This is a genomic window from Lysobacter sp. Hz25, assembly GCF_046097045.1.
Classification (GTDB): Bacteria; Pseudomonadota; Gammaproteobacteria; order Xanthomonadales; family Xanthomonadaceae; genus Lysobacter; species Lysobacter antibioticus_B.
Window position 1 is genome coordinate 5872574 of the sequence record NZ_CP175666.1, and the last position, 14475, is coordinate 5887048.

The following is a 14475-nucleotide window of genomic DNA, read 5'->3' on the forward strand; positions in this document are numbered from 1 at the left end:
GTCATAGTCCGGTGGAGATCGAAGGAAGCCATGGCAGCAGCCAGGCGATGAGCGCGGTATCCAGTTGCGCGAGTTGCAGCAGGGCCATGGCCACCGCCACCACGCCGAATGCGCGGCGCAGCCAAGCGGTATGCCGTTGCAGCGAGGCCATGCGCGCGGCGACCCAACGGCCGCCGTAAACGAAGGCCAACAACGGCGCCGCCGCCCCGAGCGCGTACATGCCCAGCAGCGCACTGGCCCGCGCCGGGTCCTGCGCCCCGGCGGCGAGCGCCAACACCGAGGCCAGGACCGGGCCGGCGCAGGGCGTCCAGGCGATGCCGAGCGAGACCCCGACCAGCAGCGCACCGCCCGGCCCGGCGGCACGCGGCTGCCAGGCCAGCAGCCGCGATCCGGCCAGCCAGCGTTGTTGCACCCGTTCGAACACGCCCGGCCATACGCAGGACAGCCCCGCGAGCAGCAACACCGCTACCGCAGCGAGGCGCACGGCGGCTTCGAAGCGCCCCGACGACGACGCCAGCAGACCGAGCGCGATGCCGCCGGCGGCGAACGCGCCGATGAAGCCGGCGCCGATCAACAGCGGCTCGCGGCGGTCGCCGCCGGCGCCGCGCGCCAGCACGATCGGCAGCACCGGCAGCACGCAGGGCGAGAGGAGAGTGGCCATGCCGGCAAGCGCGGCCAGGGCGAGGGCGATCACCTCAGCCTCCGCTATCGGCGGTGGCGGCAGCGGCCTGGATGCCGGCGGCTTCGAGAATGGCGTCGGTCACCGCGCCCGGTTGCGACAACAGCGACACATGGCTGGCCGACAGCGAATGCACTTGCGCACCGATACGGCGGGCGGTCGCGGCCTGCAACTGCGGCGACAGCATGCGGTCGTGTCGCGACAGCACGTACCAGCTCGGCTTGCCGCGCCATGCAGCTCGAGTCACCGGCTCGGCCAAAGCGCTCGCCTTCAGCGGTCCCTGGGTGCGGTAGATCAGGCGTGCGGCGGCGGGTTTGAGGTCCTGGGCGAAATCCTCGCGCACCGCCGCTTCGGGCAAGGACAGGAAACCCTCGCGCTCGAGCAGGCGGCTCAAGCCCGGAGCGACCGGATAGCCCTGCCCTTGTTGGGCGGAGTTCTCGCCGGCATCGGGCGCGAACGCGGCGACATAGACCAAGGCCAACACCTTGGGGTCGTTGCCGGCCTCGGTGATGACGGTGCCGCCCCAGGAGTGGCCGACCAACACCACCTTGCCGGGCGCGGCCCGGATCGCGCGGCGGGTGGCGGCGACGTCGTCTTCCAATGAGGTCAGGGGGTTCTGCACCGCCACCGCGGGCACGCCCCATGACGCCAGACGGGGAATGACCTGGCTCCAGCTGGAGCCGTCGGCGAAGGCGCCGTGGACCAGTACCACGGTGGGCGCGTGCGGATCGATCGGGCGGACGTGCTCGGCGGCCGCGGACGAGCCGGCGGTCGCGGCCAACAGGGAAGCGAACAACAGCGTGCGGATCATGGGGACACTCCTGGGCTGGGGAGTGGCCATTGCGCGCCGCGGCTGTATCGCCTGTGTTTCCGCGTGCATCGCTTCTTGTATCGCAAGGCCTCGCCGGCGGCGCCGGATACGTTCGCTTACAAACCGATGCCGCCGCGCCGGCGAACAACGCCCGGTGCCGGGCGCAGGCAGGGCCTTCGCGGCGGTCGCCGAGCGCCGCACTGCAGCCGATTCGTATCGCAATGTATCCGCGGCCGCGCGCGGCCACATTGGTACACAAATCCGCGCTTCGCCCGACACCCTGCGGATACGTCGCGATCGCGTAATGGCTCCCGGTCTTTCGTCACTCGTCCAGCCAGGAGCCTCGCATGTTGCCGCCCTTCATCACCCGCCTCGGCCCACGCATCGACCGCGTCGGAGCATCGCTGTCGCCGCTCGGCCTGCGCATCCTGCTGGCCTGGGAGTTCTATGAGGCCGGCATCGAAAAATTGCACGGCCAGAATTGGTTCGCCGACATCGCCCAGCGCTTTCCGTTTCCGTTCTCGCGCCTGAGCCCCGATCTCAACTGGACCATGGCGACCTGGCTCGAACTGAGCTGCAGCCTCGCCCTGTTGCTCGGCCTGGGCACCCGCGCGGTCGCGTACGTCTTGTGGGTGCTGACCGTGGTGGCCATCGCCGCGGTGCACTGGCCCGAGCACTGGAGCGGCCTGGCCGAGCTGTGGCGCGGCTATGCGATCAGCGACCAGGGCTACGGCAACTTCAAGCTGCCCCTGATCTATCTGGCGATGCTGTTGCCGCTGATGCTCGGCGGCGGCGGCTCGCTGAGCCTGGACCGGCTGTTCCGGCACGCGGCACCCGACCTCGTGCGCGGCGGCTCGCTCGGCTGGGGCGTGGTCGCCTTCGCCCTGTGCCTGCCGTTGATCGCGCTGCTGCCCTTGCCCGCGACGATCGGCGCGCTGATCGGGCTGGCCTCGATCGCCTTGCACCTGGCGAAGTCGCGACGGCCGGCCCCGGCCCTGTCCGCCGCCTGATCCGTTCCGGCACCGCAATCCCTTCCCTGCTTCCCTGCCGCAGCCGCGGCAGCCATCCCGCACGCCTGGCGTGCATCCCATCGGAGTACCACCCATGTCCACCTCCCACTCCCGCAACTCCCTCGTCGGCGCATTGAGCATCGTCCTGGCCGGCGGCGCATTGTTCGGCGCTCAAGCGATGGCCGCGCAACCGCAGGCCCTGGCCGGCTTCGCCGGCGTCGCCGCCGCCGAAGGCAAGTGCGGCGAAGGCAAATGCGGTGCCGGCAAAACCGGCACGTCCGCAAAGAAGGCCACGGCCGAAGGCGCCTGCGGCGAAGGCAAGTGCGGCGATGCCTCGTTCGCCAAGACCGACAGCAACCACGACGGCAAGGTCTCGCGCGCCGAGTTCCTCGCCGTCGCCGCCGGTCGCGCGGCCGACTTCGACCGCATCGACCGCGGCCGCGACGGCTACATCAGCGAGGCCGAGGCGCACGACTTCCTCAAGCGCACCTACCAGGCCAACGGCAAGCCGATGCCGAAGGGACTGTTCTCGCAGATCGCCGACTGAAAATCGCCGACTGAAACCCCGCGCCGCCATCGCCCTGCGGTGGCGGCGCTCATCCACGCGGAGCATCGCCATGAACCAGACATTGCCTGCGGCCTCGGCCGGCCTCGGCCTGCGGCGCAGCCTGATCGACGAGTTGCTGGGGCTGGCGCCGGGCCAGGTCGATTTCCTCGAGTGCGCGCCCGACAACTGGATCGGCGTCGGCGGCCATTTCGGCGAGGCCCTGGCCGAACTGTCGGCACGCTTTCCGATCACCTGCCACGGCCTATCGCTGTCGCTCGGCGGCACCGATCCGCTCGACGGCAAGCTGCTCGCCGATACGCGCCGCTTTCTGGATCGCCACCACGTCGGTCTTTACAGCGAGCACCTGAGCTATTGCGCCGTCGGCGGTCACCTCTACGACCTGCTGCCGTTGCCGTTCACCGACGAGGCGGTGCGGCATGTGTCGGCCCGCATCGTCCAGGTCCAGGACACGCTGGGCCGGCGCATCGCGGTGGAAAACATCTCCTACTACGCGGCGCCGCAGCCGGCCATGAGCGAAATCGACTTCATCAACGCGGTGTTGGCGCAGGCCGACTGCGATCTGCTGCTCGATATCAACAACGTCTTCGTCAATGCCTGCAACCACGGCTACGACGCGCTGGATTTCATCGCCCGCATCCCGCCCGAGCGGGTGGCCTCGTACCACATCGCCGGGCACCTGGACCAGGACGACGGTTTCAAGGTCGACACCCACGGCGCACCGGTGAAGGCCCTGGTCTGGGCCCTGCTCGAACAGGCGCATCGGCGCTTCGGGGTAAGACCGACCCTGCTCGAACGCGACTTCAATTTCCCGGCCTGGGACGAACTGCTCGGCGAGCTCGCGCAGATCCGCGCGCTGCAGGCCGAGGCCGTCCGCTCGACGCATCCGTCGGAGCCCGTCCATGACTGAATCGCTGAGAACCCTGCAACTGGCGTGGGCGCGGCATCTGCGCGACCCCTCGCATCCGCCGCCGCAGGACGTAGCCCCGCAACGCATGGCGCTGTACCGGTCGTTGTGCATGGGCGCGGTCGAGAACCTGCTGGCCGGCAGCTTCCCGCGGCTGCGCCGGGCGCTGCAGGCGCCGGGCTGGCAGGCCTTGGTGGCCCGCTTCTATGCACGGCATCGCTGCGAGACGCCGCTGTTCCCCCAAGTCGGCGGCGAGCTCGTCGACTACCTGAGTCGGGCGGACGCCTCCGACCTGCCGGCCTGGGCCGCGGAACTCGCGCATTTCGAGTGGACCCAGCAGACGCTGTTGCTGGCCGCAACGGCCGCGCCGCCGACAGGCTCCGTAACGATGACCGCCGACAGCGTGCCGATGCTGTCGCCGCTGGTGCGCATCTGCGGCTATCGCTGGCCGGTCGATGCCGCCGAAGCCGGACTGAGCGGCCTCGAAGACCCACCCGAAGCACCGACCTTGCTCATCGTCCAGCGCGGCGCCGATCACGAGCTGCGGACCCTGCGCGTAACCGCCTTCGGCTATCGCTTGTTGCTCGCCGTGTCGGCGCAGCCGCTGAGCAGCCGCGATCACTTGCGGGCATTGGCGGAGGAAGCGGGCGAACCGGCCGATGACCTCATCGAGCATGGCCTCGCTGTGCTTGCGCAGTTACAGGCCCTCGGCATCGTCGACGCCCAGCTTCAAACGGCCGGCACCGCCGCCGGAGAGTCCCGACCCCACCCGAACCCGAGCCCGAACCCGAGCCCTGGAGCATTCGCATGATAGCCACCTCCGTCCTGCAACGCCTCACCGGTTGGCGGCTGTTCCTGCTGCTGGCCATCGTCCTGTGCGCGATCGCGGCGGCCGCTTTCCTGATGGGCCCCGACGCGGTCGAAGGCAGCCGCCGCGCCATCCGGGTGACCGCGCGTACTTCGTTCGTGCTGTTCCTGGCAGCCTTCACCGCGTCTTCGTTCGCAACCCTGTTGCCCGGCGACTTCAGCCGCGCACTGTTGAAGGAGCGGCGCGTCGTCGGGCTGTCGTTCGCGTTCTCGCATTTGCTGCATGCCTTCGCGATCTACGCTTTCGGACAGCTCAACCCGGAGTTCTGGCCGAGCCGTTCGGCACTGACCAACGTGCCCGGCAGCCTCGGCTACGCCTTCATCGCCTTGCTCGCGATCACCTCGTACCGGCCCCTGGCACGGCGCCTGGGGCCGACCGCCTGGCACCGCCTGCACGTGGCCGGCATGTGGATCATCGCCACGATCTTCGCTTACTCGTACTTCAAGCGGGTGCCGGTCAATTTCTGGTACGCGGTGCCGTCGGCGCTGCTGTTCACCGCGGTGGAGATCCGCCTGATCGCCAAGCGTGCGCAGGCCATCAAGCGCGGCGCGCGCACCGCGCCGTCGTCACGGCCGCTGCGGGCGTCGGCATGAGCAAGGGAAAACTGCGGCATCCGATTACGGTGAGATGCCTTCCTCGGACTGCGTTCTGATTGCGCGTTCGATCAGTCGCGCGATCGCTGCGGAGGCTTGCGCGTGTGCGCACCGAGGGCGCCGGAGGCGGCGGCCTGGACGATGCGCCGGAAGGTCGGGCATTCCATGTGGCTCGGCGCCTTGCAGGCCGCGGCGTGGCGCAGGCCGTCGCGCATGGCGCTGAGCTGGCGGATGGTCCGGTCGAGTTCGTCGGCCTTGGCGCGCAGTTGCTCGCGATCGATGCGCGGGGGGCCATCCGGCGCGAACATCGATGCGATCTCGTCGAGGCGGTAACCGGCGGCGCGTCCGAGTGCGATCAGCGCCAGCCGTTCGAGCACACCGGCGGCGAACACGCGGCGCAGGCCGTGCCGGCCGATCGAGGCGATCAGGCCTTTTTCTTCGTAATAGCGCAGGGTCGAGGCGGGCACTCCGGAGCGCTGTGCCACCTCGGCGATGTCCAGTTCCTTCACCCTCTTGACCTCAAGTCGACTTGAATTGGCACAGTGCCGTTTCCGCCACTGAATGGCAATCGGGACACCGACATGAACACCGCATACGACGCCGGCGGCGAGCAGGCGCAACTTTGGAACGGCCTGGCCGGACGGGCCTGGGTCGACACCCAGGCCTTGCTCGACGGCATGTTCCAACCCATCCAGGAACGACTGGTCGAAGCGGTCGCCGACTCGGCACGCGAGGTGCTGGACATCGGCTGCGGCACCGGCGCGGTCACCCTCGCACTGGCGCGTCGGCTCGGCGCCGGCGGACGCTGCGTGGGCATCGATATTTCCGAGCCGATGATCGCGCTGGCGCGGACGCGGGCCGATGCCGACGCCACGTCCGCCGAGTTCCTGTGCGCCGATGCGCAAACCCATGCCTTCGCGCCGGCCCGCTTCGACGCGATCGTTTCGCGCTTCGGCGTGATGTTTTTCGCCGACCCGGTCGCCGCCTTCGCCAATCTTCGACACGCCGCGAAAGACAACGCCGAGTTGCGCCTCATCGCCTGGCGCGGCGCCGCCGAGAATCCGTTCATGACCACGGCCGAACGCGCCGCCGCCCCGTTGCTGCCGGCGCTGCCCGCGCGCAAGCCCGATGGCCCCGGCCAGTTTGCCTTCGCCGATGCGCAGCGCGTTCATCGCATCCTGGACGACAGCGGCTGGACCGACATCGACCTGCAGCCCATCGATGTGACCTGCCGTTTCCCCGCGAGCGAGCTGGCCCGCTATCTGAGTCGGCTGGGGCCGCTCGGCCTGTTCCTGCAGGAAGCCGACGAGCGCACCCGCGCCGAAATCGTCGAAACGGTACGCGCCGCGTTCGATCCCTTCGTACACGGCGCCGAGGTCCGCTACAGCGCCGCCTGCTGGATGATCGGCGCGCGCGCCTCGTCGTCTTCGCGGTCATCGAACGGCGCAGACCGTGCCTGAGCTCGTCGAAGCGCTGGTGCGTGCCGCTGCCATCGGAATCGGTGCGACCGCGCTGATGGACGTCTGGGGTCTCGTCCGGGCCCGACTGTTGCGCATAGCGGCGACCGATTACGGCCTGGTCGGCCGCTGGATCGCCTACCTGCCGCGCGGACGCTTCCGCCACGACCCGATCGGCGCGACGCCGCGCGTACGCGGCGAACGCGCGATCGGCTGGACCGCCCACTATCTGATCGGCATCGCCTTCGCAGCGGTGCTGCTCGCCGCATGGGGACTCGACTGGGCGCGCCAGCCGAGTCTCGCCCCGGCCTTGATCGTCGGCATCGGCAGCGTCGCCGCACCGTTCCTGCTGATGCAGCCGGGCATAGGCGCCGGTCTCGCCGCACGCCGCACGCCGCGCCCTGGCCTCGCGCGTCTGCACAGTCTGCTCAACCACACCGTGTTCGGGATCGGGCTGTATCTGGCGGCGCTCGCGGCCAATGCGTCGGCGATGCTTCTGGCGCGCATGGCCTGAGCCGGCCCGGTGGCTCGACGTGAGCGTCGAGCCACCGATGAGCGGCGCCTGTCAGGCCACCGTCTTCGGGTCCTTCTTCGCCTTCTTGGCTGCGGCTTTCGCGGCCGGCTTGTGTTCGTCGCTTTTCGCGAGCTTGGCCAGGGCCTTGGTCGCCTTGACCGTGCCGTTGGCGTCGCGCGCGACGATCGCCGCGGCCAGCACGACCACACCGGCGAAGATTTCGATCGCCTTGCGGACCTGCTTGATCGTCGCGATCTTGGCGCGCGCCTCGGCGATGGCCTGGTCGAGCTCGGCCTGCGGCAATTGCGCATCGGTCAGCACGTAGTCGATGGCCTTGCTGTACAGCACCATGGCCTGGCCGCGCAGGCGCAGCTCTTCGGGAACCTGGGCGATGAATTCTTCGATGCTGATGTCGCCGGCATCGAACCCGGCCTTGGCGCGTTTGCCGACGTCGTCGGCGCAGGCGACGAACTGGTCGGCCGCGGCTTGGACGCTTTCGGCGGTTTCGAGTATCTGCTTGGCCATGTCCTTCCCCTGTCGGTCAGAGTGCGTCCAGCTGGGCGCGCACGGTTTTCATGTCGGCGACGGCCTGCTTGAGCAGCGCCTGCAACTGCTTGGACTTCAGACGGTCGGCATCCTTGAGCATGGCGGCGTGGCCGCTGCGCACCTGCGCCAGGCCTTGCGATGCGGCCGCCGCGGCCTGCAGCGCCTTGGCCTGCTGCTCGGCGATGCCGGCATAAGAGTTGTTGGACATGGCGACGATGGCATCGCGGCGCGCCTCGTCGAGCAGCCCGTCGCCGCTCTTGGGCTGTTTCCACACGGTCAGCCTGAGCATCTGGATGCTGTCCGCCGATGCCTTTTCCTGTTGCAGGACGCCTTCGTAGGACCGGGCCGCACGTTGCATGGCGCCGAGCAAACGGTCCATGTCGTCGCCGTAGGTCTTCAGCATGGCCTTGACGTCGCGGGCCTGCTTGGCCGCGAGTGCCCAACTGCTGACCAGTTTGGCGATCTTGCCGTAAGCGGCCACGTCCTCTGCGCCGATGCCCAACTCGGGCGCGGCGGTGATCGCACCAGAGACTTTGTCGATATCGGCGTTGAGGCTGTAAGCGTCCTCGCCGGCGAGTTCGGCCAGCGCGCTCATATAGCCGGTGGCGGTGTCGTGCAGCTTGAGCAGGCTGTCCTTCTGCTGCTCGCTGCTCTGCTTCAGCACCTGCAGCTCTTTACGGGCCGGGTCATAGAGCTTGCCCGCGGGCAGATTCGCCAGTTGCCGGTCGGCGCTGCCGACATAGCGCTCGGTGACTTCGCGATAGCCGGTGAGCTGGCTGGAGGTCGCGGCGAAGCTGCGGACCGCGCCGAGGTTGGCGCAGCCCATGCTCGTCGAGACGATGGCGAACAATGCAAACAACAACGCGAAGCGCTTGGCTCGATGCACGGCCTTTCCCCCTGGAGACGACCGCGGCACCGGTGCCGACGGTCTCACCAGAGTTACGCGATGTCGACGCGTATCCGGCCACATTCCGCGCTGTGTTCGCGCGCGTGCGATGGCGAAGCGCGGTTACGCTTGGCCCGACCCATCATCGCAACGAGGCGGTGCGAAGGTGACCGCTTCACTTCGCCGCCTTACAGATCGAGCGCCAGAAAGCGCGCGCCCGCCACCGGGTTATAGACATAAGGCGCGATCGGCCGGAAGCCGAGCGACTCGTACAGTTTCTGCGCCGACGCCATGCTCGGCAAGGTGTCCAGGCAGATGCGCGAATAGCCGGCATCGCGCGCTTGTGCGCAGATGCGCTCGGCCAACCGGCGCCCAAGTCGTTCGCCGCGCGCTTGCGGCCGCACGTACAGGCGCTTCATCTCGCCGGAGTCGGCCGACAGCGCGCGCAGCCCGATGCAGCCGAGGGCTTCCTCGCCGCGCCAGGCGATCAATAAGCGTCCGCCGGGCGGCGCGTACTTGCCCGGCAACGCGGCGACTTCGTTGTCGAAACCCTGGAAGCCGAGGTCGATGCCGAGACTCTCGGCGTATTCGTGCAACAAGCTGCGCACCACAGGCAGATCCTGTGGCCATCGTGCGGCTCGGATGTCCGTCGTCATCGTGGTCGTCGGCGCCTGGTTGCCCTATCCAATGGGTGCTCGGGCCGGGTTTTCAACCCGGGTCGACTTGGCGATGCCGACCCGGTGCAGGCGCTGTGCCGCGTGTACGGCGCTCAGTCGACCGTGCACGGCAGGGTTACGGTCACGCTCGCTCCGCTCGCCAGCGTGCCCAGGGGGGCGCCGGCCTCGAGCGCGGCCATCGTCAGCCCGCCGGGACAGGCGCTGCCGGTGCAAGTCGGCGTTCCGTTGCAGGTCAACCCGCTGCGGCCGGTCGCCTGATCGCGCAGGATCGCACCGGTGACGGCGTCCGGGCCGTTGTTGGTGACGATGATCGAGTACGTGGTCGTCGTGCCGCGGGTCAGCGTATCGGTGCCCTGATCGTTGGGTCCGAAGCCTGGAGTGTTGGTCTTGCTGATGACCAGGTTGGCCAGCGGTGCGCGGGTATTGGAGAAGGTGCAGGTCAGCTCGTCGCCGGCCACCGCGGTGACGTTGAAGCTGGCGCCGCTGCCGCTCGGGGTTTGCCCGCCGGCGAGCGCGTTGGTGCAGGCATAGGTCGTGGTGTAGTTGGTCAGGTTGGCGCCGGCCGCACCGGCTTCGGTGAAGCTGTAGGTCGCGGCGACGGCGCCGTTCAACAGGGCCTCGCCGGTCGCGGTGCTGCCGGTGCCGGTGGTCGTCGCCGTGGCGGGGCCGCCGGTGCCGGCGATGCTGAGGGCGAACTGGTCGGCGGCGACGAAGCGGCCCAGCGGCAGCGCCTTGCGCAGGCGCAGGATCGGCTGCTTCTGGAACACCAGCGGGCCGCTGGCGGTGTCGTTGGCGGTGTTGTAGTCGTTGTTGGTGGTATCGCCGTCGCCGTCGGGCACACTGCGACCGAGCGCGACATTGGCGGTGTAGGTGCCACTGACCGTCGGCGAGTTGACCGTGACCGGAATGGTGAAGCTGACCGTGCCGCCGTTGGCGCCGGGCGATGCCGCGGCCGCGAGCGGGGTCGGGTTGAGCGCACAGGTGACGATGGTGTTGGCGCCATTGGCGGTGCAGTTGGCCGGCAAGGTGCCGGCGGTCCAGCCGGCCGGCAGGGTCGCGACCACGGTGAAGCCGTCGTTGCCGTCGGTGGCGCCGGGGCCGAGATTGGTGGCGCTGAGGACAATGTTCTGCAACTGGCCGTAGTTGCTGTACACCGGCGCAGGGGTGGTCAAGCTCACCGCGATGTCGGGCAGACCGTTGACCACCAGCGGGCAGGCGAGGTCCTGCTCGTCGGTGCGGGTCGCGTTGGTGCAGGAGGTCGTCAAGACATAGGTATTGGCGGCGATGCCGGCCGGCGCGATCGGCGTGGCCGAATAGCCGGCGCCGGGAATCACGTACAGCTCGTTGGCGCCCTCGAACTGGGTCAGGTCGTTGACGCCGGCCGGACGCGGATCGCGGGGTGTGCCCATGTTGCTGCTGTTGTGGGCCAGTTGCGCGGTCCAGCCGCCGGCGCCGAGCGTGGTGTTCCAGGCGAAGTCGGTGAAATTGAGTGCTGCCGAGAAACGGGCCTGGAGAAACTGACCGCAGCGCTGGCGAAAACCGTCGATGCCCTCGCCGCCGCCGTGATATCGGTATCCGACCTTGACCGTGTCGATGTTGTCCGGACAGGCCGGTCCCCGCAGCGTATGCGTGGCATAACTCTCGTTGTTACCGATGTTCTGGGTCGACGCGGCGGTCGACGACCGTTTGACCCAGTCACTGGCGTTGAGCACCAGGGCATAGCAGATGTGCTGAACCGAGCTGGCCCAGGTGCCTTGGGCAAGGTAGTTGCGGTCGTAGCCGCCGCCGCGGCCTACGACCTGACCGGCGGCGCAGGTGTTCTGAATGACCACATCCCGCTGATCGAAACTGTTGAAATCGGTAAAGGTCGCGTCTTGCGTGACGGTTACGGTCACACCATCGGCACTGATCGATGCGCAACGCAGGTCGTAGTCGACGGTCATGCCGTCGGCGCTGTTGACCGGGCCGATTGCGCGATCGGTATGGCGACCGCCGATCACGGCCTTGTTCGCGGCACAGTCGCGATCTTCGATGTTGACGGTGTTGGTTCCGACCAAGCCGTCGATGGAGATGGGGCCTCCGACACCGATGCCCTGCTGCGCGAACACCGAGCCGGCCGGCAACATCGACAGCAGCGATACCAGCAGCAGAACGGGGGACCGGCTGCGGATCGGCTGCGCCTTCTGCGGCGAACGTTCTGTCTTGAACATGCCCGGATCCCCAGAGGTGGTCGACGGCGACAGTGATGCAGCGGCGTGGACGGCAGGCGGGTTCAATCGCCACCCTCCTGGGGCACTTACTCGTTGATGGACGGTTGCGGCTCGTATCGCCTTCCGGCATCGCTTCTTCATCTGAGTGTTCCACTTGGTCGCCAGCCGTACGGACGGAGCCCGCGAACAGGTTACCGTTATTATTTAGTGATGTACGTCACAAAAACCATGCCAACCCCGGGTATCCGCCGGATATGCCCTGGTTACCGCGTCCTCGGCCAGGTCCGTCCACCTGAAGCCACTCGGGCCACCTGCGGAACGCGGCAGTTTCTGACCCTCACGGCCAAAGCACACTAGTGACCGGCGAGCTGCGTCCCGCCGAACCAGGTAGGCCAGCCGGAAGCCCATCGCGGCGCCGGACCGGTCGTCGACCTGCTGCCGCTGCATTCGCAATGCATCCCGATGCGCGTCGCTCGCCGGCCTTCGCCTACCACGGCAAACGATTCGTACTGCCGCCATGGAGCCGCATGGTTCGTGGGAACCTCGGAACGAAGCCAGGAGGATGACCGCTGTCGAACCCAACTGTCGTAGTCGTATAAGAATGTCGACACCGTGGGGAGACGACTGCTTGGGCCGCCGACGAATCCGAGCCATGCCGCAATCGCGATATCGCCATCGCGACTTCGCTCTCGACGCGCACGGCCGGCGTTCGAGCCGCATGCGCGAGCGCACCGAAACGCCTGTGACCCGCGTCACGCGCACGTCCGCGGCCGCATGGTCACCCCTTCTTTACACCTGCCGTCCTAGCCTCCGGACCAGGATGGCGACGGCGCGTGCAGCGAAAGACGTCACGATAAGCAGGCAAAGCCGAGGCGCACTCTAGAGCCGGCCACCTTGTGCAGGAGGGAGTGTGAGAGACGCACCCGCAATGCCCAAGCGCGCCTGGACGGACTACGCGCTGATGGCGCTGCTGATCGGAACCTCGGCCTGGGCCTCGCTGACGCTCTCTCGCGGCCCCGGCGAACTCGCCGCCGTCTGGATCGGCAACGGCATCCTGGTCGGCTGGCTGTTGTCGCGCGCCACCGCCCACTGGCCGGGTTACATCGTCCTGGCCTTCGCCGTCGAGTTCGCGGCGCGGCTGGCGACCGCGGAAACCGTCGCCCAGGCCGCGCCGATCTCGGCGACCAATGTGGTGGAAGTGCTGATCGTCGCCGGCGTGGTCAGGCGCTTCGTGCCGAACGTGGGCGACCCGAAACGCTGGATCAGCCTGGGCGGCATCGCGACCACGAGCACCCTGGTGGCCTGCGCGACTTCCGGGCTGATCGCCGCGTCGATCATCGCCGCCTTGCACCAGACCTCGTTCGTCATCGACTTCGTCACCTGGTTCGCCGCGCACGTGGTCGGCATGGTGATCTTCGCCACCTCGACCCTGGTCGTGCATCGCGAGGGCAAGGGCCTGATCGCCGCGCCCGGCCGGCGCTGGTCGTTCGTCCTCACCATGCTGTTGCTCGCCGTCATCAGCCTGGCGATCTTCCTGTCGCGCTATCCGATCCTGTTCATGGCCTACCCGGTGTTGCTGCTGGGCGCGTTCCGCCATCGCTTCGCCGGCGTGGCGGTGGGAGTGATTCTGCTGACCCTGATCGGCAGCACGGCGACAGCGCTCGGCTACGGACCGTTGTGGCTGGTCGACGGCTTCGGTACCGCCGGGCGGGTCGCGCTGCTGCAGCTCTACATCGCCGGCGGTTGCCTGATGACCATCCCGGTGGCGCTGGCGATGGCCGAACGCAAGCGGCTCGTGGCCGGGCTGCGCGAGAGCGAGCACCGCTATCGGCTGCTGGCCGATTATTCGCACGATGTGATCGTGCGCATGCGCGTCGACGGCGAACGCATCTACGTCTCGCCTTCGGCCCAGGACATCCTCGGCTGGACCCCCGCCGAAATGCTCGGCATGCGGATCAGCCTGATCCATCCCGACGACCTGCAGCGGCAAACCCAGATCATCGCCGACGCCATCGCCTCGCACGAGCCGGTCACCTCGACCTACCGTGTCCGCCACAAGGAAGGCCACTACGTCTGGATCGAGGCGGTCACCCGCACTATCCCGTCGACCGCCGGCGAAGGATTCGACCTGATCTACGCAGGCCGCGACGTCACCCGCCGCGTCATCGCCGAGCAGGCCCTGGAAGCCAACCGCCTGGAACTGCGGCGCCTGGCCCTGGTCGACACCCTGACCGGGCTGGCGAACCGGCGTCAGTTCGACGAACGCATGGCGCTCGCGCTGGCGCGCCTGCAACGGCACGGCACGCCGACCTCGCTGATGTACCTCGACATCGACCACTTCAAACGCATCAACGACAGCTATGGCCATGCCGCCGGCGACGAGATCCTGCGCGTGTTCGCCCATCGCCTGTTGCACTGCGTGCGCAACAGCGACCTGGCCGCGCGCCTGGGCGGCGACGAGTTCGTGGTGCTGATCGAGGATGCCGCCGTCCCGCAAGCGGCCGAGGCGGTCGCGCGCAAACTGATCAAGACCATGAACCAGGACGTCGTCGTCGACGGCACCACGATCCGGGTCACCACCAGCATCGGCATCGCCTACACCCGCGTGCCGACCGATGCGGCGACCTTCATGTCGGTCGCCGATGCCGCCCTGTACCACGCCAAGCGCGAGCGCAATACCTTCCACATCGAATCGGTGACCGCGCCGCCGCCGGGCAGCGTCGAGAACGGTTTCGCCTGAGCCGCCGCACGA

Annotated in this window: 15 protein-coding genes; 8 read left to right on the forward strand and 7 right to left on the reverse strand. The window is 68.4% G+C overall.

Annotated elements, in window-relative coordinates:
* Position 1: 1 nt before the first annotated feature.
* A complete protein-coding gene (locus tag ACKN61_RS24450) occupies positions 2–694 on the reverse strand; it encodes a cytochrome c biogenesis CcdA family protein (RefSeq protein ID WP_408951651.1) in 693 nt (230 codons plus the stop codon).
* Between the two features lies 1 nt (position 695).
* Positions 696–1490 carry an alpha/beta fold hydrolase gene (locus ACKN61_RS24455; RefSeq protein WP_408951652.1) on the reverse strand — a complete coding sequence of 265 codons (795 nt, stop codon included), beginning with the start codon at positions 1488–1490 and terminating at the stop codon, positions 696–698.
* Between the two features lie 347 nt (positions 1491–1837).
* Between ACKN61_RS24455 and ACKN61_RS24460 the strand changes: the two genes are divergently transcribed.
* From ACKN61_RS24460 to ACKN61_RS24480, 5 genes are all read left to right on the forward strand, one after another.
* Positions 1838–2500, forward strand: coding sequence for a DoxX family protein (locus tag ACKN61_RS24460; RefSeq protein ID WP_408951653.1), 663 nt, complete (start codon positions 1838–1840; stop codon positions 2498–2500).
* A 94-nt stretch (positions 2501–2594) separates the two neighbouring features.
* Complete coding sequence (locus ACKN61_RS24465) at positions 2595–3047, forward strand: EF-hand domain-containing protein (RefSeq protein ID WP_408951654.1); 453 nt, start codon at positions 2595–2597, stop codon at positions 3045–3047.
* Between the two features lie 70 nt (positions 3048–3117).
* A complete protein-coding gene (locus tag ACKN61_RS24470) occupies positions 3118–3975 on the forward strand; it encodes a DUF692 domain-containing protein (RefSeq protein WP_408951655.1) in 858 nt (285 codons plus the stop codon).
* The gene (locus ACKN61_RS24475; RefSeq protein WP_408951656.1) at positions 3968–4783 is read left to right on the forward strand and encodes a DUF2063 domain-containing protein; all 816 of its coding nucleotides are present in this window, start codon (positions 3968–3970) and stop codon (positions 4781–4783) included. Before ACKN61_RS24470 ends, ACKN61_RS24475 begins: the two co-directional genes overlap by 8 nt.
* Positions 4780–5433, forward strand: a complete 654-nt coding sequence (locus ACKN61_RS24480; RefSeq protein WP_408951657.1) for a ferric reductase-like transmembrane domain-containing protein — start codon at positions 4780–4782, stop codon at positions 5431–5433. Before ACKN61_RS24475 ends, ACKN61_RS24480 begins: the two co-directional genes overlap by 4 nt.
* A gap of 71 nt (positions 5434–5504) precedes the next feature.
* Here the strand turns inward: ACKN61_RS24480 and ACKN61_RS24485 are convergent, their stop codons facing one another.
* Positions 5505–5942, reverse strand: a complete 438-nt coding sequence (locus tag ACKN61_RS24485) for a helix-turn-helix domain-containing protein (protein ID WP_408951658.1) — start codon at positions 5940–5942, stop codon at positions 5505–5507.
* Positions 5943–6014: 72 nt separating this feature from the next.
* Between ACKN61_RS24485 and ACKN61_RS24490 the strand changes: the two genes are divergently transcribed.
* Complete coding sequence (locus ACKN61_RS24490; RefSeq protein ID WP_408951659.1) at positions 6015–6893, forward strand: class I SAM-dependent methyltransferase; 879 nt, start codon at positions 6015–6017, stop codon at positions 6891–6893.
* The gene (locus ACKN61_RS24495) at positions 6886–7404 is read left to right on the forward strand and encodes a DUF2938 domain-containing protein (RefSeq protein WP_408951660.1); all 519 of its coding nucleotides are present in this window, start codon (positions 6886–6888) and stop codon (positions 7402–7404) included. The genes ACKN61_RS24490 and ACKN61_RS24495 overlap by 8 nt, the downstream gene beginning before the upstream one ends.
* A gap of 51 nt (positions 7405–7455) precedes the next feature.
* Here ACKN61_RS24495 and ACKN61_RS24500 read toward each other — a convergent pair whose 3' ends face one another.
* The 4 genes from ACKN61_RS24500 to ACKN61_RS24515 all read right to left on the reverse strand — a co-directional run bounded on the left by ACKN61_RS24500 (position 7456) and on the right by ACKN61_RS24515 (position 11723).
* Complete coding sequence (locus ACKN61_RS24500; protein WP_408951661.1) at positions 7456–7929, reverse strand: hypothetical protein; 474 nt, start codon at positions 7927–7929, stop codon at positions 7456–7458.
* A gap of 16 nt (positions 7930–7945) precedes the next feature.
* Positions 7946–8836: a hypothetical protein gene (locus ACKN61_RS24505; protein ID WP_408951662.1), complete on the reverse strand. Its 891-nt coding sequence runs from the start codon at positions 8834–8836 to the stop codon at positions 7946–7948.
* A gap of 188 nt (positions 8837–9024) precedes the next feature.
* Positions 9025–9444: a GNAT family N-acetyltransferase gene (locus ACKN61_RS24510; RefSeq protein ID WP_408951663.1), complete on the reverse strand. Its 420-nt coding sequence runs from the start codon at positions 9442–9444 to the stop codon at positions 9025–9027.
* 161 nt (positions 9445–9605) lie between these two features.
* A complete protein-coding gene (locus ACKN61_RS24515; protein ID WP_408951664.1) occupies positions 9606–11723 on the reverse strand; it encodes a hypothetical protein in 2118 nt (705 codons plus the stop codon).
* A 910-nt stretch (positions 11724–12633) separates the two neighbouring features.
* Here ACKN61_RS24515 and ACKN61_RS24520 point away from each other — a divergent pair.
* Positions 12634–14463, forward strand: coding sequence for a diguanylate cyclase domain-containing protein (locus ACKN61_RS24520; RefSeq protein WP_408951665.1), 1830 nt, complete (start codon positions 12634–12636; stop codon positions 14461–14463).
* The last annotated feature ends 12 nt before the right edge of the window (positions 14464–14475 follow it).